This is a genomic window from Ruegeria sp. AM4 (assembly GCF_056540665.1).
The window spans coordinates 1-21,694 of the sequence record NZ_JBQFXD010000003.1; the positions used below are offsets into that span (position 1 = coordinate 1).

The following is a 21,694-nucleotide window of genomic DNA, read 5'->3' on the forward strand; positions in this document are numbered from 1 at the left end:
ACCTAGTAAAAGCCCAATTCTCTCTAAACGATCAATCAATACACGGCCTCAATTAGCCGAATAGGCGATAGGCCCACCAAAGTGTCGCGGGGTGGAGCAGCCCGGTAGCTCGTCAGGCTCATAACCTGAAGGTCAGAGGTTCAAATCCTCTCCCCGCAACCAAACTTCCAACAGCCCGTTCGATCTGCAAACAGTCCACTGGACTGTTTGCAGATCGTAGGCGCGGGGAACCGGCAAAATCTTGCCGGTAGTGAGTTAGCATCTTTTCAATTCGTAACAGATCGCGATAAAGCTCGGTGACCACTCAAATCGGCATTGAAGCTTCTTGCAAAACAGCGACCGCAAAACGAATTCAAATTGGCCGCGCCTGTCCGGTGCCGCTCGAATTGCGATCGCGTTTGCGCTTGTTGGTCTTGTCTCGGCCTGCGCCCAGAACCCAAATGAAGTGGAACTTGATCCCGAACGTCAGTCGATGGCGCTGAGAGAGGTCGCGCAAAAACAGGCCCGAGGGCACAGGGTGTGGTGCGTACCCTACGCGCGAAACCTCAGCGGCATTCAGATTCGTGGCAATGCCAAAGACTGGTGGGCGCGGGCGCACAACATTTTTGAGCGGGGCAGTGAGCCTGCTGTCGGCTCGGTAATGTCGTTTCGGGCAACCGGCGGAATGCCTCTTGGCCACGTAGCTGTCGTGTCCGACATTGTCGACGACAGGCAGGTTATCGTGAATCACGCCAATTGGCACCGAAACAAGGTGTCGTTGAAGATGGGCGTCAGGGACGTTTCGAAAAACAACGACTGGTCATTGGTTCGGGTCGAAAGCCAACCGGGCCGGTATGGCAGTTTCTATCCGATAAACGGTTTCATTTATCCAAAAGTCGATGGGTGAGCTCAAACGGTTCCTATTGGTTGACCGGATTTGATGGACTGGTTTGATTGATTGTTGGTGCGTATCTGATCTTTAATTCGTCCGGACAATTGGATCTGGCACCGGCAGGCGGAAAAGCTAGACACATCTATTTGGGCCCGCGCACGCTCCAGAAGAAAGAATAGTCTACCCAGCCTGCATCGCGCTTTCGAGTTGGATGTCAACGGGGATGCCCACCACCAGATCGGGTTCGGCAGTATTTTGAAGTCGAACGTACCTTCGCCAGGGATCACGATGGTATAGGCGCGAAACTCTTTTAGGCGACTTCTGGAAAAAACCTTGTACAATGCAGCTCGTTTTTTAAGCTCGAGATTATTCTGCGTAAAAATCATTTGTGAGTTCACATGGCAATTGCCCCGGCGGTTCTGGGCTTTGAAGATCATAATGACAGCCTTGCGCGCATGCAATCGCGCAAGGCTATTCGACAACGGTACCGATGCGTTTTTCTGGTACACGGGCGATACCAACAAAGGCAGTTCCGGCTCACCCGTTTTGAACAACCGCTGGGAGGTTCTGGCCGTGCATCACAAGGCGATACCTGACACAGATGTCAACGGGCACGTTCTGGACGTCAACGGCAAGAAGATCGCCAAAGACAGATTTGAAGAGAACGATGCGCGGGTCCGCTGGCTGGCCAATGAAGGTATCCGGGTTTCGCGCATCGTCGAAAAGCTTGAAGCGCAGACTTTCACCAATGCGAAACATACTCAGGTCCGGGACGAGCTGTTGGCTTTGTGGGCCGATCCGCTGGTCACAGACCGGGCGCGACGGGCCTCATTCGACGGGATGAAGGGGCTGCTTTAGCGGGCGCGATGTTCTGATTTATTCCGAGGCTATTCAAAAGCCGACGAATCATGGTTTATTTAGTATATATTTATCAATCATTAAGTGTATTTATCGGAGCCTTATATGCCACGCAAAGCACTTGCCGCCCTTCTTTTGGTCGCCGGAACCGCTGCGGCCGAGGAGTTTTCGCAGAACGACGTCTCCATTCTTCTCGAGGCACCAATGCAGGCAAGTGACCCGCGTGTCGAAGTGCCTGAGGCGATTTTTTCCACCGCGCTGGCAGCGACGGCTGGCGCGGTCATCGATGCTGTCAACGGAATGCCGAGTGCGGTGCAGACCATCGATTCAAGCCTTCTGACCAATCGTCGCGACCAGTTGCATGTGGCCTCGGTTCGGATCGATCCGGGTGCGCCGGGTCTGGACGCAGCGTTCAGGCCGTTCGGACGCAACCTGCAGATCAGGCTTGTCGTGCAACCTGTCGACTTTGCCGCAAGCAGCGCGGTCAAGGACGAGGCTGTGCATCTGGTCTACACCTTTGGCGCAAACGCTTCAGAAAGTATGCCGTCTTGTCCGTTCCGGGTATTGCCTGATCAGGGCGACATGGATGATTTTCAGGCAGCGCTGGATGATCTGGCCGCTATTCGGGATGAATTGGCGGCGATGGGGGTGGACACAGCCGGGACTCCGCTGGGCGTTCACCCGGCGTTCGAAAACCCTGCCGCTGCCGAGTTGCTCACAGAACGCCTTGGCAGCTTTTTGGAGAACCACCTGAGCGAAGACAGGCTATCCGCAGTATCTGTCGCGGGTCTGCCGCCCGGTGCGCCCGAGCCGTGGGTGTTTCTGGCGTTGCAACGGAGTGACGCCGGGTTCGCCCCGGTTCCCAGCCCTGCCATTGCCCAGCCCGAGGACGGCGCCGGGGCCATGAACTTTCAGCAGATGCTGACATTCTTAGACGATCGCGAGAACGGCGGTGTTGTGCCGCCGGGTCTGACCCGCAACCGATTGCCGGTTGATTGTCTGGCGAACTTTGTCCTCCCCGCAATTGGTTTGCCGCAGCCCGATCCCAGCGCCGGTGTCTCGACCAGCACGTTGTTTGGCAGTGGCAATAACAGCCCCGAGGGCGCGGCTGAAATCGCCAGCGTCATTGCCGATGCCGGTGCTGCACATTTCTTCAATACGGATTGCGTCAGTTGCCACACCGAAACCCGCCGGGAATTGGACGCCGGGCCAGACACGCAGGTCGTGGCCGAGCGTATCGCGTCGGAGGAAGACCTCGCGATCGACGATCTTCCACGCAGTCCAGACGGGGCAGGGAACCGCTTTGATCGCTGGAACGTCCGCGCCTTTGGCTGGTTCCCCGGATTTCGTGCACCCGGCACACGCGCACATGCCACGGTCACTCGTCGGACCGCACGCGAAACAGCCGAAGTGGTGGCTTGCCTCAACGAAGGGGATTGGACCCAGCTGGATATCCCCTGCCTAAGCGAAGATCACACCCAGTTCTTTGATCAGGGTTGGCAAGACGAGATTCGCAGAATGTACTACCACACCAGCCAGGGCGGAGACATCATGCCGCTCAGCTGGTTCCTTGCGCTTGAAACGAGCGACGGCACGATGCGCTTTGCCTCGCCCGAGAATCTGTCGCGGTACGGACTGTTGCCATCACCCATTGACGCGCTCAATCCGCACGGATTGCCGGTCGGTTTTGCCGTGGCATCCACCGAGGATGGTTCAAAAGTTGGTTTGAACTGTGCGGCGTGCCATACCGCCGATGTCGTTATCGACGGCGCGCAATTCAGGATTGATGGCGCGCCTGCGAGTTTTGACTTTGACCGGTTCGTTCTCGATCTGGCGCGGGCGGTCCGCGAAACCGGCCAGATGGATATTCTCAAAGATCCCACCGGTCGGACACCGAAGCCACGCTTTCGCAAATTCATGCAGAACCTTGGGCTTATCGATCCCGCCGAACTGGGCAATCCCGAGGAGTTCACGCCAAAGTTTCTTGGGTTTGCATCCAAGTTCTCTGGTCGCATGGCGCAGCGCAGCCCGTTGCACCCTTCGGGGCCGGGGCGTGTCGATGCATTGACCCAGATCGTCAACGCAGTGGCCGTCAAGGACATGGGCATTGTCGAGAACTTGGCGACGCCGCGTGCGCCGACCAGCTATCCGGCGCTGTGGTTGGCCGACCAGCTGGAATATGTCCAGTGGAACCTTGCGGTCGCCGATCCGTTTGCCAGAAACCTCGGCCAGGCGCTCGGGGTTTTTGGGACGGTTCACATTGAAGAAAGCACAAGGTTCGACTCCTCTGCGGATTATGGTGCGCTCGAGCTGTACGAAGACTGGATCAAAGATTTGTCCGCGCCAGCTTGGCCGGAAGAGTTGCTTGGCCCGATCAATGTCGCGCTGGCAGAGCAGGGCCGCGACCTGTTTAGCGCGAAGTGCGAGGGGTGTCACAATGCGCCGCCCTATCGCGAGACGAAACCGAGTGAGAACGAAAATGGCGATAGGTTCATAGCAGTCGGTGCTATTTTGGCGTCTGACGCCGGAACGGACGACGCATACACGCGAGCATTTACGCAACGTTGGGCAAGAACAGGGCTATTGGAGGACCCTGCCTCTGATATATGCGGCCTGCGCGCAGTCGTCCCGTCCGTTTTGCTGCTGCAAAAGGTTGTGGGTGGTGTCGCACAAAAAGCGCTGGGGGATCAGTTCGCTGAAAAAACACGTCTAAGGCCCGCTGGTCACGCTGACTGTCAGGCAGCAATACCACAATGTACCGACCCAGAACCTTGCAACTACAGACCACCCGAAAGGGGGCATGCCCTTAAGGCATCGCCATTGATCGGTGTTTGGGCAACCGGTCCCTATCTGCACAACGGGTCGGTCCGCACGGTTTATCAAGTGATCTCACCGCCGGAGGAGCGCGAGCAGACGTTTTTCGTCGGTGATCGTACCCTGGACGCAGAACGGCTGGGATTTGTCAGCTCCGACCAGGAAAACGCGTTTCTCTTTGACACATCAGTGCCGGGAAACGGAAACGGTGGGCATGTCTTCTGGGACACACCTTTCACGCACGATGAAAAAATGGCGATCGTCGAGTACCTGAAAGACCCCGAGCGTTTTCCGGTTCAGCGGCCGTAACACCGTCGCCTTCGGGTGCGGAAAGAAACAAAGTGGTGCGTCGCGCAGCAAAGGCTGTGTCCGGTAGTTGTTTCTGAACGGCATTGGGCCACAGCCGCCGACCAATTGAAGGGAAGGAGATTTTTATGTCTGACAAGCACAAGCAATATGACCACGACCTCAGCCCGAATTTGGGCGAGTTGCAGCTGCCGGACGGTCACGTGGCCGACGCTGGTCATCATGGTCATCAGAAGTCGTTTACCTCCACCAGAACCGCCATTCACCGTGGCAAGAAAATCAAGATCAAAACCACCTATCGCATCGAAATCGATGGCGAACCGCTGACACTGCACACCATGGTCATGGATGACGGCACGGTTCATTGCCACGGGCTGCCGAATTACTCGTTCCCGTCAGCGATTGATCTCGCGCGCTCGATCATCGACGCGGCGCGCCTTGCGCCGCTGGTCCGGGACGAGCTTGGATCTGGAGGTCACGATCACGGCGATCATGACCATGACGATCACGGAGGGCATCACTGATGGCCGGTACCAGAGAAAACATTCTTGTCAGTCAAACCGTTCGGGACCAGTTTCTTCAGGGGATGGTCGCGCTGGATCAACCGAATTCGGGCATCTTTGCGCGCGATATCCTGGCGTTTCTGAGGAACAACAATCTGCCGCTGGACATCGTTGGCGTGGATCAGGAGCTTTCGATCTACGATATCTTTGTGTTCTGGCATGTGCTTGCCATGTCGATTCCTTTCCCTGTTGGAAACGCGGCGCATAGCGGCCCCATCTTCCTGCCCTGGCACCGGATGTACCTGATCCGGCTCGAAGAGAATCTGCAACAGGTTCTGGGCGACCCGGATTTCGGTCTGCCCTATTGGGACTGGGCTGCAGATGGTGAATTGCCGGTTCAGGATCAGTGGCGCACCGATTTGTGGTCGCCGCAATATATCGGTGAGGCGCGCGGTGCTGTTCGGACCGGTCCCATCGCGAACATGCAGGTACGGCTGGTACAGGACGCGCAAACCGGACGGCTGGTGTCCACACCACCCCGAGCGATCCAACGCGCAAGCGGGCTCAACCCGTTGGTCAGAACCCTGCCGACCGAGACGCAGGTGGACGTCGCGTTAAATCAAGCCGTCTATGACCGACCACCGTGGAACCAGAGTGTCGTCAGCCACCGCAATGTTCTGGAAGGCTGGGTGCAGGGCCCGCAGCTTCACAACCGGGTACACGTCTGGATCGGCGGAGATATGGGGCCGGGAACCTCGCCCAATGATCCGGCCTTCTTCCTCAACCACTGCAATGTGGACCGCATCTGGCAGCTTTGGATGGACCGCAACGGTCAGGACTACGAACCGGGGCGCAATCGTGGCCCTCAAGGCCATCGGATCGACAGCACAATGGTGTCGATCATCGGACAGGCGCTGACGCCGGAACAGGTTCTGGATCCGTCCACCTGGTACGTCTATGACCACCAGCTTATCGCCTAGAGGCGCAATGGCAAATCCGGCAGTCAGTGCTTCGGAGACTTGGAACGGTCAAACCTGGAGAACCCTGCATGGGTATTGGCGCGCGCATTCAGAAGTTTTTTGAACCGCAGAAAGGCTGGCCGCTTGAAACTCTTGTCGAGTTCAAGCGCCAGCGCCAAATTCAGGCGCTTTGGATTGGCATCCTGGCCTTTCTGTTGCCGGTTGTCCTGTATTATGGCCATCGCACGTCAGAGTGTTTTCGGGACTCGATCTCACACAGCTACTATCTGCCATTCTGGGGCGATGTCTTTGTTGCCGTGACGTGCAGCGTTGGGCTGTTCCTTATGTTCTATCGCGGACAGTCCAAGCCCGAGCGCTATCTGGCGGTCTTTGGCGGGATTTGTGCGATTCTTGTGGCCATGAATCCAACCAACGGATCGGGCTGCGACGACATTTTCGCACCGTCTCGGATTTTGCTGGAATCCCACACGACCACGACGTTGCCCAATGCATTTCCAATGGAAACCTTCCGAGGCAAGTTTCACCTGATTGCAGCGGTTTTCTTGTTCATAACGCTCGCGATCTTCAACCTGTTTGTGTTTACCGCAACCGACCGGAACAACGATTTTCAGACCAAACAAAAGAACCGGAACAAGTGTATTCGCAACGCGATCTACAGGGTTTGCGGCGTGTTGATGATCATCACGCTTGCGACGCTTGCATTCGGTCTGAGTGCCGGTTTCGAAGATTGCGACGCTTTTGATGACGCCAAAGGCGTATTCATCCTTGCGACAGGCTGCGAACCACATGCATGGGACAAGTACAACGCCACGTTCTATCTGGAATGGCTCGGCCTTGCGCTGTTCGGGATCGCATGGTTCGTAAAAGGTCGAGGGGGTGGTTTTCTGTTGCTGGATGAAAAGCCCGATCAGATCTTTTCGAAACCGTGGTGGTGGCCGCTTTGGGGGCGTGACGATCCGCCAGAGGTGGACAAGACGGGCGGTGGTTGAAGCGCTGCGGCGTCGGTGATCGGATCGGTCACTAGGGTGGCAACGCGCGCGGTTATTGATGCGTTGGCGTCCACTTGTCCAAAGCTTCCAGAAACTTTGGATGTTCGCCCTCGTGCATTCCGATATTGGTCTCGGGATAGGGGAACCGTTGCTGGGTGACCTCCTTGTGGAACATCCCCAGGGCAGCGACCCTTTCCTCATGGATCTGCCCGTGCAAGCGCCCCACATCTCCAAACGCGTAGGCATGATTTGGCGGTTTGTCCTCTTCGCTCGCCTCGCCGCAAATATCTGCAACGAAAGAGAAAACCGCGTCACCCGCGTTGCCCGATCCCAACGAGAAGGTCACGACCGAGGTCTTGGTGTTCACCGCAGCAAGAACCTCTTCGGCCAGGCACTCGACCTCGACTGCGAAGACGCCGACATCCTCCATGCGTTTCAGGGTCGAGAATACCTTCATCGCTTCCTCAGCGGTTCGTCCCCAGGCGCGCAGTCCCCCACAATGATGGCTGAATGTCGGGATCAATCCGATATGACTTTGAACCGGGATGCCGTCCTTTGCCATACGTTCCATCACCTCAAACGAGCGCAGGGTATAATACATGTCGGCCCCGCTGCGCATTGTCTCATAGGCGTGTGCGACAATCTCGTCATCAGACCCGAATTGCGCCCAGCTTGATCCGGCACCGGTGAAATGGGTGGGTGCGATGGCGCGAACGTCGTGCATTTGGTCGGCACCCACGACAAACAGATCGATCCCCGCATCGACGCAGGCGCGCAGCTCGTCATTGTTGGAGGGATTGGCCATCGATAGCGTGCGCCCCGAGCCTTTCAGCGCCTTTAGGTCAGCGACCGTATAGTTCCGCTGCGCCGGGTTTCTGCTAAAATCGTAAATCCGTTTCATTCCATTCTATCCCCTGAGGTTGGCGTTCCGCGGACTGACACTATTGGCCGGACCAGATTTTGCGGCGACGCTTTTTCACCAACTCGTTGCCTTCGGACGTGCCGTCGTGGAAGGTGCCCAACCATTTGTCCCACGGGGTCTCATAGGTGCCATAGTTGCAATCGAAAAACCGATGGTGCAGCTGGTGAAAAAAATCCCCGACCTCCAGTCCAGCGGTCTTTCCTACCTTCAGTTTCTCGAACCCCGCATGCGAGGTCGGAGCCCCGATGCCGTGGTGAAACAACAGAAAAATCACGTGAATCGGGTGCGCCGGAATGACCAAAAACAAAAGCGTATCCGTCATCAGGATGAAGCTCTCGACCGGATGCATCGCCAGGCCCGACCATGGCCCGGTGTTGATGTTCTTGTGGTGCCAGGAATGCACGTGCTTGTACATGAACCCGATATGCAGCAACCGGTGCTGACAGTAGAAATAGAAGCCCGCCCAGATGGGGATCAGGATGATCAGTGTGACAAACCAGACCGGGTTTGATTCAAAACTGATCATCGTTGCCCAACCATTGGCATAGGCATACCACATGACGCATTCCCAGAACGTCCAGAACTGCATCGCGACAAACGACCACAGCATGTTGTCCCAGACCTGGTTTTTGAACCAGAATGCCTTGGTATTGGTCATCATCGGGCGCATGTCATAGCGCGTCTCGTCGCCCTGGACGCCGAGTTTCCAAAGCAGAAGATGCAATCCGCCGGCGACCGCAAACAGGATGATGAAATTGCGGATCCAGACCTGGAAAACCCAGTCAAACGACAGGGTCTCGGCGCGGCTGAGATCGGGGATAGCAAAAACCCAGGTAAGGATCGCACCCAGCAGCAGCAAACACCGTATGCCGATCGGATTCCAACTGCGCAGCAGATAAAGGACCGAGGCCAGCGGCTTCATCGGCCAGTCCCAGTAGGGCGCGACCCGAAGCGGCAGATTGGGCGTGAAGTTCCATATTTTGCGCGGCGCTCGGGTTGGCGCATCAGCTTGATCGGTCATCTCGACAGCTTTCTTAAACGCGTGCAGATGCTGTTTGAGGGACAACAAGCGGCTGATCTTCGGCCTGCATCACCGCTTGGTCATAGGGCGTGCGGGCAAAGACTTCGTGCACCATCGGGGCGAAGAACGAAAGCGGCAAGGTGTCGTAATCCGGGTCGAAACTGGCCTGATCCCAGCGCTCGCAGAATTCGGCGCAATCGTCGAAATATTTGTGCCCGCGATGGCGGTCACGTTTGTTCTGGTCAAAGCCCTCAAGGTGATGGCCATAATACAGCATCTGGAAATCGCCGTGGGTTTCCACGCACCAGCGGCACTGCTCGCGCACAAACGGTTTCAGGATCGTGGCAGCATATTCATCGTGGTTGTAGGGGGCAAAGATATCACCAATGTCATGCAAAAGCGCCGATACGACCCAGTCGATGTCCGCCCCATCGCGCCAGGCCCGTGTGGCCGACTGCGTCGAATGTCCTAGCCGAGTGATCTGATAGCCAGACAGCCCCTCGTCCAGATGTTCCAACGCATGCAGCAGCCGATCGGCGGTGCCTTTTGTGTATTCGATCTCATGCGCCGTCAGGAATTCGTACTCTTCCTTCGTGCCGTCCTTCATCTGAGTGAATTTCACGCGTTCCATGTTCTGACTCCCCAACGGTGTGCTTGGAGGAGTCATCACACAGTTTGGGCGCAGGCGGCGAGACCAAATTGTTGAATGCTTTGATGCTTTTTTGTTATCCAAGGCTATTATGGTTAGACGTCGTCTTCCCCCTTTAAATGCGCTGCTTGCGTTTGAGGCGGCTGCCAGACATGGCAGTTTCACGCGCGCAGCCGAAGAGCTGTCGGTGGCGCAGCCTGCTGTCACACGGCACATCGCTAATATTGAGGCATGGCTGGGCGCGCCGGTCTTTGCGCGACGAGGCAATAAGGTTTCGCTGACTCCACAGGGGCAGGACCTGGCCGAGCTGTCCACTTCGGCGCTGGACAGGCTGGAACTGGGTCTGCAGAACATTCTCTCCACGGACGATCGTGAGCTGCGGATTGGCGCGTCTTTTGGTGTAACGCATCTGTGGCTGATGCCGAGGATCAGCAAAATGCGCGCGGCCGCGCAGGTCACGATCAATTTTCTGACGTCCGACAATTATCGCGATTTCGAAGAACCCTCGGTCGATCTGTCAATTCGGTTCGGAACAGGCGATTTTGGCGACCGCTCGAGCGACCTGCTGTTTCCCGAGACCTGTCAGGTGATTGCAAGCCCGGCGTTCCTGGCCGATAACCCGGATTTCGACCCCTTTCGGCTGGCCGAGACGGTGGACCCCAAACACATGTTCGACCATGGCGATCCTTACGCGCATGGTTGGATGACCTGGCATGACTACGCCGCAAGAACTGGCCAGTCCCTGGATGCCGATACTCCGTTCGAGCGGGTCGCGAGCTATCCGACCATGCTGGACATGATCTGCGCGGGCGAAGGGGTCGGGATCGGTTATTGGGGGCTTGAAGATTGGTTGATTGCAAGGCATCAGCTGGTGCGAACCGGTCCAACCATCAGCCGTAAGGACTGTGGGTACTACGTGGTCTATTCGCCAGCTGCTGAACGCAAACAGGCGTTCAGGCGGCTGAAAGACTATCTGGTGTCCAGCGCAAACCCATGAACGCTATGGTCGGGCCTATTTGGGTATGTATGAAGCCAGCCCACCACTAAGGAACGAAACCTTCAGGAACACCAAAAGGCGGCGTGTCGACGCCTGCGCCGGTCAGCGCATGTAGAAACGCAACCAGGTTCTGGATTTCGCGTTCCGTCAGATCGACTGGGCGGATGTCGATCTTGTTGCGCTGTCGCTGCATTTCCATCCGGTCGTCCCAGACCACGAAGTCCGCGGCCTGCAACCAGGGCACGTCGGGTAATGCGGCCAGTTCGGGGGTCCAGTTGATCAGACTGGTCTGCGGGTCCAGGTGATGGCGGATCATGCTTTCCAGATCGTGGAATGCGCCGTTGTGGCCATATGGCGGCGTCAGCGCGACGTTTCGCAGCATCGGTGTGCGGAACCTGTAGGCGTCCTCAAGCCGGTCGCTCTCGCCCATGCGGCCGACATCCCGGGCATACGGATCCCATTGCCGTGTCCGGCCAGGCCCGAAGGGCGGCAGAGCCAGCGCATGAAATTTCTGATCCGACAACAGCGGCCCGGAATGGCAGCTTGAACACTTCGCTTTGCCAAAGAACAGGTCCATTCCGTCTTTCTGTGCAGCCGTCAGGGCGTTCCCGTCCCCGGCGAGGTAGCGGTCAAACGGGCTGTCGGTGCTGCGCCACTCAATCGCCATGAAGGCAGCCAGTGCGTTGGCGATCTGGGTGATCGTTATGTCTTGGGGCGTCTCGACCTCGTCAAAGGCGGCAACCAATGCGGGACCGTATCGCGGATCTGTTCGCACGCGTTTGGCGAGGATCGGCCAGCCCTTGTCGATCCGATCATGCACCGCTCCGGTCACCTGGTTTTCGGCGACATTGCCAGCCATCTCGAATTGCGAGGTCAGCGGGAAAAGCGCTTGCGCGGCCAGCAACGAATTGAGCCCATCGGGCAGCCATTCCTGCGCAGGCGAATTAAAGCCGTTACCGTAGACGTCCGAGATGCTGAGGCGGCCATCATGAAAGACCGTATGAATTTCCTTGGCTCCAAGGTTCCACAGCCCCGGTGAGTTGCGGGGGATGCGTTTGCGAATTCTGTCAGCTCCAGCGCCGGGTGTGCGATCCGGGCCTAGTCCTTGTCCGCCCTCGCCGATACCTAAGGACAGCCCGTCAGAGGTGCCGAAATCCGGGTGATGGCAATGGGCACAGGCGATGTTCTGATTGCCTGACAGGATCGGATCGTAAAACAGTTGATGACCAATGGCGGCCTGATCCATATCAAAGGGGATGAAGTCGTCACCGGTCAGCGGCTGCGGCAGGTCTTGCGCCGCCACAGCCCCGGCCCAGAGGAGAGCAGCCACCCCATGCGCCAGATTGTATTTGCCCTTTGTTTTCTCGCCGCCCCGGCGCTGGCCGAACTGGAACAGGCGCGCGATCTGATGGAAGCCGGAGACTTCGAGGCCGCACGGGAAGAGCTTCTTCCCGCTGCCCGGTCCGGCAACGCCGAGGCCGAAGAGCTGATCGGCGTCATGTACGGGCTGGGCCTTGGGGTCGAACAGGATTACGAGCGGGCGTTCGAATGGTATCTGCGCGCCTCGATGAAAGGTCATCCCGGCGCGCAGTCGGGCGTTGGCTGGTACTACGAGCTGGGTCTGGGCATGCCTGCGCCCGATCTGGTGCGGGCGTATATGTGGTACACGCTCAGCGCCATTGGCGGCGATCCCGATGCGGCGATCAGCCTTGAGGAAGTGGTCAAGAAAATGTCGCCGGAGCAAATCGAAAGGGCGCATGTTCTGGTCGATGATTACAAAGGGTGGATGTACCCTTTCAGGTGACAGTCAAACCCTTAGCGGCTTCGCGAACCGTTTCGGGGCATCGGTTTCCGGATCGATAATCGGACCCGAGGAATATTGGCAGACAAACGCGCGTCGCGGGTTATTGGTCGTATTCGCACCCGAACTGTGAAGCGTCAGGCTGGAAAAAGCCACGATGGTGCCCGCTCTGCAGGTCATCGGGACACCTGTTTCAGCGCCGAAATACCCGTTGAGCTCGTTGCTTTCGTCCTGCCATTCATGAGGGTCCAGACCCGGTTCCGCGTCCAGGTCACGCGGCAGGATATAGACGCAGCCATTTTCTTCGGTTGCATCATCCACAGCGATCCAGACGGTCAGGTAAGGTGTGTGATCAAAGCCGACATAAGCCCCATCCTGATGCCAGGCAAAGCTGGCGCCCTTGCCTGCGCCTTTGACGACAAACTGCTCATTGAACAGCATCGGGTCTGCAATACCGCAGGCGCTGGTAATCTCGGCGATTTTTTCACCCAGCAGAAAACCCTCGAGCGAGGGAAACTCGGCGTGGCGGTGGCGCAGAAAGCGCCGCGCGTCGCCCAGACCGATTTTGTGGACGTTGCCGCCGCCATCATGGGCGGGCTCTTCCAACAGCGTGTCGCAGGTTTCGCGCAGCATCTGCAGGTCTTCTGCACTCAGCGCGTCCTCGAAGATGAGGTAACCTTGGCGGCGAAATGCATCGGTTTGATCGAGCATGGGAGCGTCTCCGGCAAGAAGGGCAGCTGGGGTTGTTGGCCTGCGCGCAACGGGGTCGCGCGCAGGGATTTCTTGCTTTGGCACGTTATTGCGTTTCAGATTCGCGCGTTGCTGCAATTTCGGCTTCGGCTTCGGCAACTGCCGCAACCAATGCGTCAAAGGCAGTTTCACCGCCGTCGACATTGGCCTTGAACCAATCGTAGACAGGAGCGGCGGCCTCTTTGAACGCAGCCTTTTCTTCCGGGGTCGGTACGTAGAGATCACCACCCTCGGCTACGAAGTCCTCATACGCCTGGATCGATTTGCGCTTGGGCGACGCAAACGTCGCCTGCTGCAACTGATAGAACCCGTCGACGATGACATTGCGCAGTTCCGGCGGCATCGACATGAACTTTTCGTTGTTCATGAACCACAATGCGCCCATGTAGGCGTGTCCATCCAAGGTGATATATTTGAGGCCGGCATCGGGGAACTTCATACCCATGATGTCGGTGATACCGTTCTTGGAGCCTTCGACTACGCCAGTCTGAAAACTGGTGAACAGTTCCGGCCATGGGATCGGGGTGGGGGATGCGCCAAGTGCCTTGACCAACTCTTGCGGCAGGTCGGCCACCACGGTGCGGATTTTCAAACCTTCCATGTCTCCGGGGCTGGTCACGCGACGCTGCGTGTTGGCAAAGTTACGCCAGCCACCGGTGTTGCCGATTGTCATCAGACGCAATGCACCGCCCGAGTTCTCGGCGACCATTTCCTGCATTTTTGTTACGAAGGGCGATCCGTTGGCCAATGCCGCCTCGGCAACACGGTCATCCGCCATCAGATAGGGCAGATCCAGCACTTGCACGAAGGGGAAGATGCCCGAGGTGCCGCCTGACGTCTGGATGACGATATCGATCTGACCCTCGGCCACGCCCTGCAGACATTCTGCGCCGTTCGAGCACAGCTGTGTGCCAATGAACAGTTCCACCTCGATCGCGCCGTTTGATGCGGCCTCGACGTAGTTCTTGAAGACGATCAACCCGTCATAGTCTTCGTCATTCTCGTTCGAGTTTGCGGTTGCGCGCAGCGTGTAGTCGGCCGCGGTAGCCGCGATGGCGGATGCGGCCACCAGCGATGTGGCCACCGCTGCGGTTTTGATGAAGTTTCTGAGCATGCGTTTCCTCCCTGTGATACTCAGTTCAGTTTGCAAATCCCGTTATCCTCGGGATCGTCATGGATAGTGCGGGGACGTATGTGATCAGGAAGATCACCAGAATCTCAACGGCCAGGAATGGCAGGATTGCCTTGGCTATGGTTTCCACCTTCTCGCGTGACACGGCGGCGGCCACGAACAGCACCAGCCCCATGGGCGGCGTGGCCAGACCGACGGTCAGGTTGACGCTCATGATGATGGCAAAGTGGATCGGGTCCACGCCCAGGCTGGTGAAGATCGGCGCCAGAATGGGACCCAGGATAATAATCGCGGGGCCTGCATCCAGAAACATGCCGACGATGAACAGCAGCAGGTTGATCAGGAACAGCAGGATCAGCGGGTTTTCCGACAGGCTGAGGATCAACGAGGCCAATTGCTCGGGCGCATGGCTCAGGCTGACCACGGTCTTGAACGCCATCGCCGCACCAACAAGCAGCAGAACGACCGCCGAGGTCAGGCCCGCGTTGCTGAGAATCTCGGGCACTTCCTTCAGTGTCAGTGTGCGCAACACGAAGAACCCGATAAGAAAGGCATAGCCTACAGCGACAGCGGCTGCTTCGGTTGGTGTAAAGACGCCCCCCAGAATACCGCCCAGAATGATGACCGGTGTCAGCAGCGGGAAAAACGCTTTGAGGCTGGCCTGACGGCGCTCTGGCCAAGTGTATTTGCGGCTAGCGACGGGGAAATCGTATTTGTCGGCCATAAACTTGATCATCAGCATCAGACCGACGCCCACCATCACGCCCGGCACGATCCCGGCAAGGAATAAGGCAGCGACACTTTCGCCCATCACATAGGCATAGATGATCATGATGCCCGACGGTGGGATTATCGGCCCAATGACCGAACTGGCCGCCGTGATCGCAGCGGCGAATTTGCGGGTATAGCCCTGCTTTTCCATTGCAGGGATCAGCATCGACCCAAGCGCCGAGGTGTCAGCCACCGCAGACCCGGACAGACCCGCAAACAGGATCGAGCTTAGCACGTTGACATGTGCCAGACCGCCGCGGAAATGACCCATCAGGGCCTGGCTGAATTCGACCAGGCGGATCGTGATGCCGCCCCGGTTCATCAACTCTCCGGCCAGCATGAAGAACGGGATGGCCATCAGCGGGAAGCTGTCCATGCCGTTATAGACATTGCGATAGAGCAGCGTGATATCGTTGGTCTGACCGTTCAGCCAGAGCAGGATACCGGGCGCGGCCAGAAGCGCGAAAAAGACCGGCAGGCCGACGATCAGGAAGACAAGGAATGTGGGCAGGAACCAGATCAGCATCTATTCAGCCCCCACAGGTGCATCGGCGATTTCGGGCAGAAGGTCCTCGCCTCCTAACAGGGTAATCACTGCGCGCAGGATCAGCTCGATATTGACGGCGATCAGCAGCACCACCCCGACCAGCAGCGACGCCATCATCCAGCTGCGCGGGATGCGATACCATTCGTCAAAGCCCAGCGATGTGGGAAGGTACAATGCAGCGGTGGCGAATTTGCCGCCGAACCCTGTGACCTCGGACCAGCCAATGTTGACGGCGACCAGCAGCACGGCCAGCGAAACAACCAGCAGAAAGAGGGTCAGGACCTGCCCCAAAACGCGCGGCAGCATCAGCGGCACCATGTCGATGGCCACGAACCCGCCGCGCCGGAAGGCGGTGGGCGCCATCAGACCGGTCATCCAGAGCATACAGAACCGGGCGGCCTCGTCCGGCCAGGGCAAGGCATTGCCCAAAACATATCTGAAGAACACCTGGATCAGAATTGCAATCACCATCAATGCAATGGCAACGATACCAACCGCGCGGCCCAGACGCAGCGCGGTTTCATTCACGAACGCAATCGGCGCCAGCACCGATGTCAATCCGCCCATGCGGATCCTCCCTTTTTCAGCTGCGGATTTGGTCCCGCAGTCGTCATAGCGCGCTTAGTGCTGCGCGAATTGGCCGAGTTTTCCGGCGTAAAAGGTCAGCGCGTCTCCCTCCGCCATGCTGACCTTAAGGACTTTGCCTACGACGATGACGTGATCCCCGGCATCGTGATAGGCATGCTGCTCGCATTCAAACCGCGCCAGACAATCCGGCAGCAGTGGGGTGCCGTTCATACAGCGTTCGTGCTGGATACCGCGCAGGGCATGTGCGTCTTTGGAGCAGCCAAAGCACAGCTCGGCCTGTTCCGACGACAGCACGTGAACGCTGAAATGGCGTGCCTTGTGAAAATAGGGGAACCGGCGCGAGTTGCGGTCTCCGGCCCACATGATCAGCGGGGGGTCCAGCGACAGCGACGAAAAGCTGTTGGCAGTGATGCAGATCGGCCCGTCCACGCTGTCGCATGTGACGATCGTGACGCCAGTGGCAAATCGCCCAAAAGCATCGCGCAATGTGCGGGTGTCATCTTTGTGCGGCACGAATGTGCGCGTTATGTCCTTTGAAATGGCGTTCATCATGGCACCTCATGTCCCAGTGCCGCCTCGTAAAGACGGTACCAGCTTTCACGATCCAGGTTGACCTTCAATGCGTCCGAAATGCGTTTGATCCGGTCCAGATTGTTGGTGCCCAACACTGGTAGAATGCCCGCCGGATGCGCCAACAGGAAGGCCACCGCGACGGCGGCGCGGTCGACGCCGAACTCGGCCGCGATCTCATCGGCGACGACGCCAACCGGCGGATTTCCGGCCATCAGAAGACCTCCGCCCAGTGGAGACCAGGCCATGATCGGTTGTCCATGCTGCTGATGGAACGCCAGGTCGCCATTGGTAAAGGGGCTGATCTCGCCCAGAGAAACCTCGATCTGGTTGGTGACCAACTGCGTCTTCATAGCCGACTGCAACAAGGACCAGTCCCACGGACGGAAGTTCGACACGCCAACTGCGCCGACCTTGCCGCTGGCGGCGACCTCATCCAGCGCGGCACCGGTTTCGTGGTGGTCCATAAGCGGATCGGGACGGTGGATCAGCAGCAGGTCGATATGGTCAATGGCCATCTCAGACAACGACGTATCGACCGACTTCAGGATATGCGCGCGAGAGGTGTCGTAGAATTTGCACTTGGCATCCGCATAGCGCCCCATCGGCGCGACGATGTCACATTTGGTGACGATCTCCATCTTTTGCCGCAGCGCCGGATTGGCGCGCAGGGCATTGCCCAACACCGCTTCGGCGGCGTACCCGCCATAGATATCGGCCTGATCGAATGTGGTGATGCCCTGATCCAGACAGGCCTGAATCTTGGCCTCGACATGCCCGACCGAGGTGTCGCTGTCATCGCCCAGCCGCCACATGCCATAGACAAGGCGACTTAGTTCCAGCGTGTCGGATAGTTTCACACGTTGCATCAGCGACGAACTCCGTTACCCAGCGGGGTGGCCGGGGTGTTTGCGGGCACGCGACCGTATTCTTCGGGCAGCGAGCAGGTTTTGAGGTGGGGCATGACGCGGGCACCGAAATGCTTGGCTTCGTCCATGTGCGGGTAGCCCGAGAAGATGAAGGCGCGGATGCCCATCTTCTGGTACTCTTCGATCTTGCTCATCACCTGATCGGTCGAGCCGACCAGAGCAGCCCCACAGCCCGACCGCGCGCGCCCGACACCGGTCCAGAGGCCGGGTTCGACATAGCCATATTCATCCGCCAGATCGCGGTTCTTGGCCTGATGCGCGACGCCTAACGAGGTTGAATCCAGCGCCCGTTCCCGAATGGCCCGGCCATAGTCGTCATCCAGTTTCGAGACGATGTAGTCGGCATATTCCTGTGCTTCAGCCTCGGTGTCGCGAACAATCATGTGGACGCGCAGGCCGTAATCCAAGGTGCGGTTGTAGTTCTCGGCCACAGCATGAACCGCTTTCATTCGCCCGGCCAGTTGATCCTTGGTTTCGGGCCACATCAGATAGACGTCGCAATGCTCGCCGCACAGGTCCAAAGCCGAAGGAGAATAGCCACCGAAGTACAGCAGCGGCCCCCCGGTCTGATAAGGGCGTGCCGGGTCGGTCGTCAGGCCCGAGAAGTTATAAACCTCGCCCGCGTGATTGATCTCATCCTGCGTCCACGCCTGCTTCAGTATCTCGACCACTTCGCGCGAGCGCTGATAGCGATAGGCGCTGTCGGCCTTTTCGCCAGGGAAGTCAGACGAGATGATGTTGACCGTCAACCGACCCTTCAGCATGTGGTCCAATGTGGCGATGGTACGGGCCAGCATGATTGGCTGCATCTCGCCGCAACGCACGGCGGCAAGCAGGTTGATCTTGTCGGTGATCGGCGCGCATCCGGCGACAAAGCTCAGGGTGTCCTGGCCGACCTGATAGGAGGAGGGGCACAGGATGTTGCGAAACCCTTGCGCCTCGGCCTCTTTCACGATGCCGGAACAATGGTCCCAGCTGGATCGCAGGTCGCCTTCGGGCACGCCCAGAAACTGGTAGTCGTCCGAACACAGTGCCGCAAACCATGACACCTCGGCCGCATCCAGATCAGGGGATGTGATGGGGACGATGGTCATCTGTGTCGATCTCCGCAGAAGTTTCGCATTTCCTCTTGCGTAGCAATCGCTTTGATGTAGATCAATAGTGTATCAATTTTTTCTGCGACCAAGTGAAGCGACGTCCGTGACCACTGCCAATCGAAACCCAAACGCACTGCCTGTCTACATTCAGATCGCAGAGCTTCTGATCCGTGACATCGCAGCGGGCCGCCTGATCGACGGCGAACGCCTGCCGCCTGAACGCGAAATGGCGTCAGAGTTGAAGGTTTCTGTCGGGACGCTGCGAAAATCGCTCGCTGAGCTTGAGAAAAAGGGGATGCTTGAGCGTATTCAGGGCTCAGGCAACTATATCCGCGAGACTGGCACGCAGAACAGCGTCTATGCGATGTTCCGTCTGGAACTGCCACAGGGTGGTGGCCTGCCACGCGCGGATATTCTGTCGGTGGATCATTTGAAGAAGCCGCTGGATTTGCCGGAATTTGGCGCCTCGGCTTTCGGATCGCGTGTACGTCGAATGCGCTATCTGAATGACACAATCATCGCGGTCGAGGAGATCTGGCTGGACGAATCAGCCGGATTGATCGACCGGGGCCTGCTGTCAGACTCGCTTTATCGATATTATCAGCGCCAATTGGGGTTCTGGATCACGCGGGCCGAAGACAGGGTCTCGGTGCAGGCGTTGCCGGACTGGACCCCTGACAGCTTCACCAAACCCGCAGGTGAGATTGCGGGTTATATCGAACGTTTCAGCTGGTCCGAGAAATCCGAACCGGTTGAGTTCTCAAAAACATGGTTCGATCCGGATCGGGCCACCTATGTCCAACGTCTAAAGTAAAAGGAAGCGTGCATGACCCGGACCATCAATTACGGGCTGATTGGATGCGGCATGATGGGGCAGGAACACCTGCATAATATCGCCCTGCTGGAAGGCGCACGTGTGTCGGCGATTCATGACCCCGATCCCGGCATGGCGAAGGCAGCCAAGACGATTGCGCCCGATGCCTATTTGGCAACTTCCGTACAGGATCTTTTGGCCGTCGAGGATCTGGACTGCATCGTTATCGCCAGCCCGAACCATCTGCATGTGGATCAGCTTTGCGAAATAGCAGAGACGCGACCACTACCGTTGTTGGTTGAAAAGCCATTGTTCACGGACCCGCAGGATGTTGCGCGGTTGGAGCAGGTACAGCGCAGCTACCCCTGTCCGATCTGGGTCGCCATGGAGTACCGGTACATGCCGCCCATCGCTGCGCTGATCGACAAGGCCGTCGTCACTGGCGGCGTAAAGATGCTGTCGATCCGTGAACATCGTTTTCCGTTTCTGGAAAAGGTCGGCAACTGGAACCGTTTCAACCGCAACACTGGTGGCACCTTTGTCGAGAAATGCTGCCATTTCTTCGATCTGATGCGTCTGATTTTGCAATCCGACCCGGTACGCATCTCTGCAAGCGGCGGACAGGCGGTCAACCACCTGGACGAAACCTATGCGGGCGAGACTCCGGATATTCTGGACCACGGCTATGTCATCGTCGATTTCGCCTCGGGCGCGCGGGCAATGCTGGAACTTTGCATGTTTGCCGAAGGGTCACGCTATCAGGAGGAGATTCTGGCCGTCGGACCAGAGGCCAGGATCGAGGCGCTGGTTCCCGGTCCCGGACGTTTTTGGCCGGACCATCTGGGCGAACCACCGGTTCCGCAGGTTATAGTCAGCCCGCGTAACCCCAAGGGCCCTGTTGCGGTCGATGTCCCCGTCGACCCCAGTTTGCTGGCGGCCGGGGACCACAATGGCTCGACCTATTACCAGCACGAAAGGTTTCTGGCTGTCGTACGCGGAGACAGGGCGCACCCGGAGGTGAGCTTGAACGATGGTCTTTGGGCCGTCAGGATGGGCCAAGCGGCGCAGCAGGCGATTATAACCGGCGAAACGGTGCACCTGACCGGCTGACTGAGCGAGGTCGGTTCGAACAAGCGGGGCAATTTCCCGGTGGGCTGACCACCCGATTATGGGAATTGCCTCAGTCTGTCACGGCCGCAGGCCAATCAGGCTGTTCTCGAGGATAGTGGTGACTATAGCCCCGATGTGAGGTGCCTCAGATTGTCGTGGGCCTGCAATGTTCAGGATTGAAATTTTGGTCTCGGACAGCCATGCGGCGATCTGGTGGGTGCAGGCCGCAACTCCGGACGTGACATCGGCAACGAAATAGGGTTTGCCCAGTTCCTTCGCAAAAACAACAGTTTGGTCGGTGCCGGGGCTGGTTGAGCCATTCACAAATACAAGCGTCGCATCGCTGGAGGCGACATTCAGCCGGGTTCTTTCGGCCACGTTTGTCGACTGTGTTTCCTTCAGGCCGGTAAAGCGGTCAGGAATTTTGCCATCTTCGTTGGTGCGACCCTTGGGAATCCAGCCGCCATAGGGCACACCGGTCTTGTACGCGTATTCAAGCGCAGCCATGTCCACGCCCGTTTGACCGCCTGTCACAATTTTCGACACCATATGAACGGTTCCCACCCGCTAACGTAGTTTTCATCAGGATGTTAGCTGGTCACGCGCGCTGATCCAATTGGGCGGGCACCCGTTCGTTCCACGGCGCGCGCAAATCCCTACCCCAATGCACAAAGC

23 protein-coding genes and 1 tRNA gene are annotated in these 21,694 nt (G+C 57.9%); 11 read left to right on the forward strand and 13 right to left on the reverse strand.

All coding sequences use genetic code 11. The annotated features are described in order from the left end of the window. Nucleotides 1-85: 85 nt before the first annotated feature. Both ACR0JA_RS07765 and ACR0JA_RS07770 read left to right on the forward strand, forming a co-directional pair. Nucleotides 86-162, forward strand: a tRNA-Met gene (locus ACR0JA_RS07765). Nucleotides 163-325: 163 nt separating this feature from the next. Beyond that, a complete protein-coding gene (locus ACR0JA_RS07770; RefSeq protein ID WP_480572423.1) occupies nucleotides 326-886 on the forward strand; it encodes a CHAP domain-containing protein in 561 nt (186 codons plus the stop codon). A 2-nt stretch (nucleotides 887-888) separates the two neighbouring features. On the opposite strand, the gene ACR0JA_RS07775 is transcribed toward ACR0JA_RS07770, so the two are convergent. Then, nucleotides 889-1,308, reverse strand: a complete 420-nt coding sequence (locus tag ACR0JA_RS07775) for a hypothetical protein (protein WP_480572426.1) — start codon at nucleotides 1,306-1,308, stop codon at nucleotides 889-891. Nucleotide 1,309: 1 nt separating this feature from the next. On the opposite strand from ACR0JA_RS07775, the gene ACR0JA_RS07780 reads away from it, so the two are divergent. The 5 genes from ACR0JA_RS07780 to ACR0JA_RS07800 all read left to right on the forward strand — a co-directional run bounded on the left by ACR0JA_RS07780 (nucleotide 1,310) and on the right by ACR0JA_RS07800 (nucleotide 7,321). Next, on the forward strand, nucleotides 1,310-1,729 hold the full coding sequence (locus ACR0JA_RS07780) for a hypothetical protein (protein WP_480572429.1): 420 nt from the start codon (nucleotides 1,310-1,312) through the stop codon (nucleotides 1,727-1,729). A 105-nt stretch (nucleotides 1,730-1,834) separates the two neighbouring features. Next, the gene (locus ACR0JA_RS07785) at nucleotides 1,835-4,852 is read left to right on the forward strand and encodes a di-heme-cytochrome C peroxidase (protein WP_480572432.1); all 3,018 of its coding nucleotides are present in this window, start codon (nucleotides 1,835-1,837) and stop codon (nucleotides 4,850-4,852) included. A gap of 125 nt (nucleotides 4,853-4,977) precedes the next feature. Next, nucleotides 4,978-5,373, forward strand: coding sequence for a hypothetical protein (locus tag ACR0JA_RS07790; protein ID WP_480572435.1), 396 nt, complete (start codon nucleotides 4,978-4,980; stop codon nucleotides 5,371-5,373). Beyond that, a complete protein-coding gene (locus ACR0JA_RS07795; protein WP_480572438.1) occupies nucleotides 5,373-6,332 on the forward strand; it encodes a tyrosinase family protein in 960 nt (319 codons plus the stop codon). Before ACR0JA_RS07790 ends, ACR0JA_RS07795 begins: the two co-directional genes overlap by 1 nt. A 68-nt stretch (nucleotides 6,333-6,400) precedes the next feature. Continuing rightward, on the forward strand, nucleotides 6,401-7,321 hold the full coding sequence (locus ACR0JA_RS07800; protein ID WP_480572441.1) for a hypothetical protein: 921 nt from the start codon (nucleotides 6,401-6,403) through the stop codon (nucleotides 7,319-7,321). Nucleotides 7,322-7,373: 52 nt separating this feature from the next. On the opposite strand, the gene ACR0JA_RS07805 is transcribed toward ACR0JA_RS07800, so the two are convergent. The 3 genes from ACR0JA_RS07805 to ACR0JA_RS07815 are packed head-to-tail and all read right to left on the reverse strand — an operon-like array spanning nucleotide 7,374 to nucleotide 9,895. Next, complete coding sequence (locus ACR0JA_RS07805) at nucleotides 7,374-8,222, reverse strand: 3-methyl-2-oxobutanoate hydroxymethyltransferase (RefSeq protein ID WP_480572444.1); 849 nt, start codon at nucleotides 8,220-8,222, stop codon at nucleotides 7,374-7,376. Between the two features lie 40 nt (nucleotides 8,223-8,262). After that, nucleotides 8,263-9,264, reverse strand: a complete 1,002-nt coding sequence (locus ACR0JA_RS07810) for a sterol desaturase family protein (RefSeq protein WP_480572448.1) — start codon at nucleotides 9,262-9,264, stop codon at nucleotides 8,263-8,265. A 13-nt stretch (nucleotides 9,265-9,277) separates the two neighbouring features. Then, nucleotides 9,278-9,895: an HD domain-containing protein gene (locus ACR0JA_RS07815; RefSeq protein ID WP_480572451.1), complete on the reverse strand. Its 618-nt coding sequence runs from the start codon at nucleotides 9,893-9,895 to the stop codon at nucleotides 9,278-9,280. A gap of 109 nt (nucleotides 9,896-10,004) precedes the next feature. On the opposite strand from ACR0JA_RS07815, the gene ACR0JA_RS07820 reads away from it, so the two are divergent. Further along, nucleotides 10,005-10,910: a LysR family transcriptional regulator gene (locus ACR0JA_RS07820; protein WP_480572454.1), complete on the forward strand. Its 906-nt coding sequence runs from the start codon at nucleotides 10,005-10,007 to the stop codon at nucleotides 10,908-10,910. A gap of 46 nt (nucleotides 10,911-10,956) precedes the next feature. Here the strand turns inward: ACR0JA_RS07820 and ACR0JA_RS07825 are convergent, their stop codons facing one another. Further along, nucleotides 10,957-12,240 carry a cytochrome-c peroxidase gene (locus ACR0JA_RS07825; RefSeq protein ID WP_480572457.1) on the reverse strand — a complete coding sequence of 428 codons (1,284 nt, stop codon included), beginning with the start codon at nucleotides 12,238-12,240 and terminating at the stop codon, nucleotides 10,957-10,959. Between the two features lie 3 nt (nucleotides 12,241-12,243). On the opposite strand from ACR0JA_RS07825, the gene ACR0JA_RS07830 reads away from it, so the two are divergent. Continuing rightward, on the forward strand, nucleotides 12,244-12,714 hold the full coding sequence (locus ACR0JA_RS07830) for a tetratricopeptide repeat protein (RefSeq protein ID WP_480572460.1): 471 nt from the start codon (nucleotides 12,244-12,246) through the stop codon (nucleotides 12,712-12,714). A gap of 3 nt (nucleotides 12,715-12,717) precedes the next feature. Here ACR0JA_RS07830 and ACR0JA_RS07835 read toward each other — a convergent pair whose 3' ends face one another. The 7 genes from ACR0JA_RS07835 to ACR0JA_RS07865 all read right to left on the reverse strand — a co-directional run bounded on the left by ACR0JA_RS07835 (nucleotide 12,718) and on the right by ACR0JA_RS07865 (nucleotide 19,092). Then, complete coding sequence (locus ACR0JA_RS07835) at nucleotides 12,718-13,422, reverse strand: phytanoyl-CoA dioxygenase family protein (protein WP_480572463.1); 705 nt, start codon at nucleotides 13,420-13,422, stop codon at nucleotides 12,718-12,720. A gap of 85 nt (nucleotides 13,423-13,507) precedes the next feature. Continuing rightward, on the reverse strand, nucleotides 13,508-14,575 hold the full coding sequence (gene dctP / locus ACR0JA_RS07840; RefSeq protein WP_480572465.1) for a TRAP transporter substrate-binding protein DctP: 1,068 nt from the start codon (nucleotides 14,573-14,575) through the stop codon (nucleotides 13,508-13,510). 25 nt (nucleotides 14,576-14,600) lie between these two features. Further along, the gene (locus tag ACR0JA_RS07845) at nucleotides 14,601-15,890 is read right to left on the reverse strand and encodes a TRAP transporter large permease (protein ID WP_480572468.1); all 1,290 of its coding nucleotides are present in this window, start codon (nucleotides 15,888-15,890) and stop codon (nucleotides 14,601-14,603) included. Next, the gene (locus ACR0JA_RS07850; RefSeq protein WP_480572471.1) at nucleotides 15,891-16,478 is read right to left on the reverse strand and encodes a TRAP transporter small permease; all 588 of its coding nucleotides are present in this window, start codon (nucleotides 16,476-16,478) and stop codon (nucleotides 15,891-15,893) included. Between the two features lie 54 nt (nucleotides 16,479-16,532). Next, nucleotides 16,533-17,048 (reverse strand): flavin reductase family protein, encoded by a 516-nt coding sequence (locus tag ACR0JA_RS07855; RefSeq protein ID WP_480572474.1) that lies wholly within the window; start codon nucleotides 17,046-17,048, stop codon nucleotides 16,533-16,535. Then, nucleotides 17,048-17,938 carry an aldo/keto reductase gene (locus tag ACR0JA_RS07860; RefSeq protein ID WP_480572477.1) on the reverse strand — a complete coding sequence of 297 codons (891 nt, stop codon included), beginning with the start codon at nucleotides 17,936-17,938 and terminating at the stop codon, nucleotides 17,048-17,050. The genes ACR0JA_RS07855 and ACR0JA_RS07860 overlap by 1 nt, the downstream gene beginning before the upstream one ends. Beyond that, nucleotides 17,938-19,092 carry an LLM class flavin-dependent oxidoreductase gene (locus ACR0JA_RS07865; protein ID WP_480572480.1) on the reverse strand — a complete coding sequence of 385 codons (1,155 nt, stop codon included), beginning with the start codon at nucleotides 19,090-19,092 and terminating at the stop codon, nucleotides 17,938-17,940. Before ACR0JA_RS07865 ends, ACR0JA_RS07860 begins: the two co-directional genes overlap by 1 nt. Before the next feature lie 106 nt (nucleotides 19,093-19,198). On the opposite strand from ACR0JA_RS07865, the gene ACR0JA_RS07870 reads away from it, so the two are divergent. Together ACR0JA_RS07870 and ACR0JA_RS07875 are read left to right on the forward strand one after the other, a co-directional pair. After that, nucleotides 19,199-19,909: a GntR family transcriptional regulator gene (locus ACR0JA_RS07870; RefSeq protein WP_480572483.1), complete on the forward strand. Its 711-nt coding sequence runs from the start codon at nucleotides 19,199-19,201 to the stop codon at nucleotides 19,907-19,909. A gap of 12 nt (nucleotides 19,910-19,921) precedes the next feature. Then, nucleotides 19,922-21,019, forward strand: a complete 1,098-nt coding sequence (locus tag ACR0JA_RS07875; RefSeq protein ID WP_480572486.1) for a Gfo/Idh/MocA family protein — start codon at nucleotides 19,922-19,924, stop codon at nucleotides 21,017-21,019. A 78-nt stretch (nucleotides 21,020-21,097) separates the two neighbouring features. Here ACR0JA_RS07875 and ACR0JA_RS07880 read toward each other — a convergent pair whose 3' ends face one another. Next, a complete protein-coding gene (locus ACR0JA_RS07880) occupies nucleotides 21,098-21,568 on the reverse strand; it encodes a putative molybdenum carrier protein (RefSeq protein ID WP_480572489.1) in 471 nt (156 codons plus the stop codon). Between the last annotated feature and the right edge of the window lie 126 nt (nucleotides 21,569-21,694).

Excerpts from the sequence above, each read along its gene's own strand:
- ACR0JA_RS07790 (WP_480572435.1), top strand. The coding sequence starts at position 4,978 with ATGTCTGACAAGCACAAGCAATATGACCACGACCTCAGCCCGAATTTG.
- ACR0JA_RS07810 (WP_480572448.1), bottom strand. The coding sequence starts at position 9,264 with ATGACCGATCAAGCTGATGCGCCAACCCGAGCGCCGCGCAAAATATGG.
- ACR0JA_RS07880 (WP_480572489.1), bottom strand. The coding sequence starts at position 21,568 with ATGGTGTCGAAAATTGTGACAGGCGGTCAAACGGGCGTGGACATGGCT.
- ACR0JA_RS07780 (WP_480572429.1), top strand. The coding sequence starts at position 1,310 with ATGACAGCCTTGCGCGCATGCAATCGCGCAAGGCTATTCGACAACGGT.
- ACR0JA_RS07820 (WP_480572454.1), top strand. The coding sequence starts at position 10,005 with ATGGTTAGACGTCGTCTTCCCCCTTTAAATGCGCTGCTTGCGTTTGAG.
- ACR0JA_RS07875 (WP_480572486.1), top strand. The coding sequence starts at position 19,922 with ATGACCCGGACCATCAATTACGGGCTGATTGGATGCGGCATGATGGGG.
- ACR0JA_RS07865 (WP_480572480.1), bottom strand. The coding sequence starts at position 19,092 with ATGACCATCGTCCCCATCACATCCCCTGATCTGGATGCGGCCGAGGTG.
- ACR0JA_RS07815 (WP_480572451.1), bottom strand. The coding sequence starts at position 9,895 with ATGGAACGCGTGAAATTCACTCAGATGAAGGACGGCACGAAGGAAGAG.
- ACR0JA_RS07855 (WP_480572474.1), bottom strand. The coding sequence starts at position 17,048 with ATGAACGCCATTTCAAAGGACATAACGCGCACATTCGTGCCGCACAAA.
- ACR0JA_RS07830 (WP_480572460.1), top strand. The coding sequence starts at position 12,244 with ATGCGCCAGATTGTATTTGCCCTTTGTTTTCTCGCCGCCCCGGCGCTG.
- ACR0JA_RS07845 (WP_480572468.1), bottom strand. The coding sequence starts at position 15,890 with ATGCTGATCTGGTTCCTGCCCACATTCCTTGTCTTCCTGATCGTCGGC.
- ACR0JA_RS07850 (WP_480572471.1), bottom strand. The coding sequence starts at position 16,478 with ATGGGCGGATTGACATCGGTGCTGGCGCCGATTGCGTTCGTGAATGAA.
- ACR0JA_RS07860 (WP_480572477.1), bottom strand. The coding sequence starts at position 17,938 with ATGCAACGTGTGAAACTATCCGACACGCTGGAACTAAGTCGCCTTGTC.
- ACR0JA_RS07805 (WP_480572444.1), bottom strand. The coding sequence starts at position 8,222 with ATGAAACGGATTTACGATTTTAGCAGAAACCCGGCGCAGCGGAACTAT.
- ACR0JA_RS07835 (WP_480572463.1), bottom strand. The coding sequence starts at position 13,422 with ATGCTCGATCAAACCGATGCATTTCGCCGCCAAGGTTACCTCATCTTC.
- dctP (WP_480572465.1), bottom strand. The coding sequence starts at position 14,575 with ATGCTCAGAAACTTCATCAAAACCGCAGCGGTGGCCACATCGCTGGTG.
- ACR0JA_RS07800 (WP_480572441.1), top strand. The coding sequence starts at position 6,401 with ATGGGTATTGGCGCGCGCATTCAGAAGTTTTTTGAACCGCAGAAAGGC.
- ACR0JA_RS07795 (WP_480572438.1), top strand. The coding sequence starts at position 5,373 with ATGGCCGGTACCAGAGAAAACATTCTTGTCAGTCAAACCGTTCGGGAC.
- ACR0JA_RS07775 (WP_480572426.1), bottom strand. The coding sequence starts at position 1,308 with ATGATCTTCAAAGCCCAGAACCGCCGGGGCAATTGCCATGTGAACTCA.
- ACR0JA_RS07785 (WP_480572432.1), top strand. The coding sequence starts at position 1,835 with ATGCCACGCAAAGCACTTGCCGCCCTTCTTTTGGTCGCCGGAACCGCT.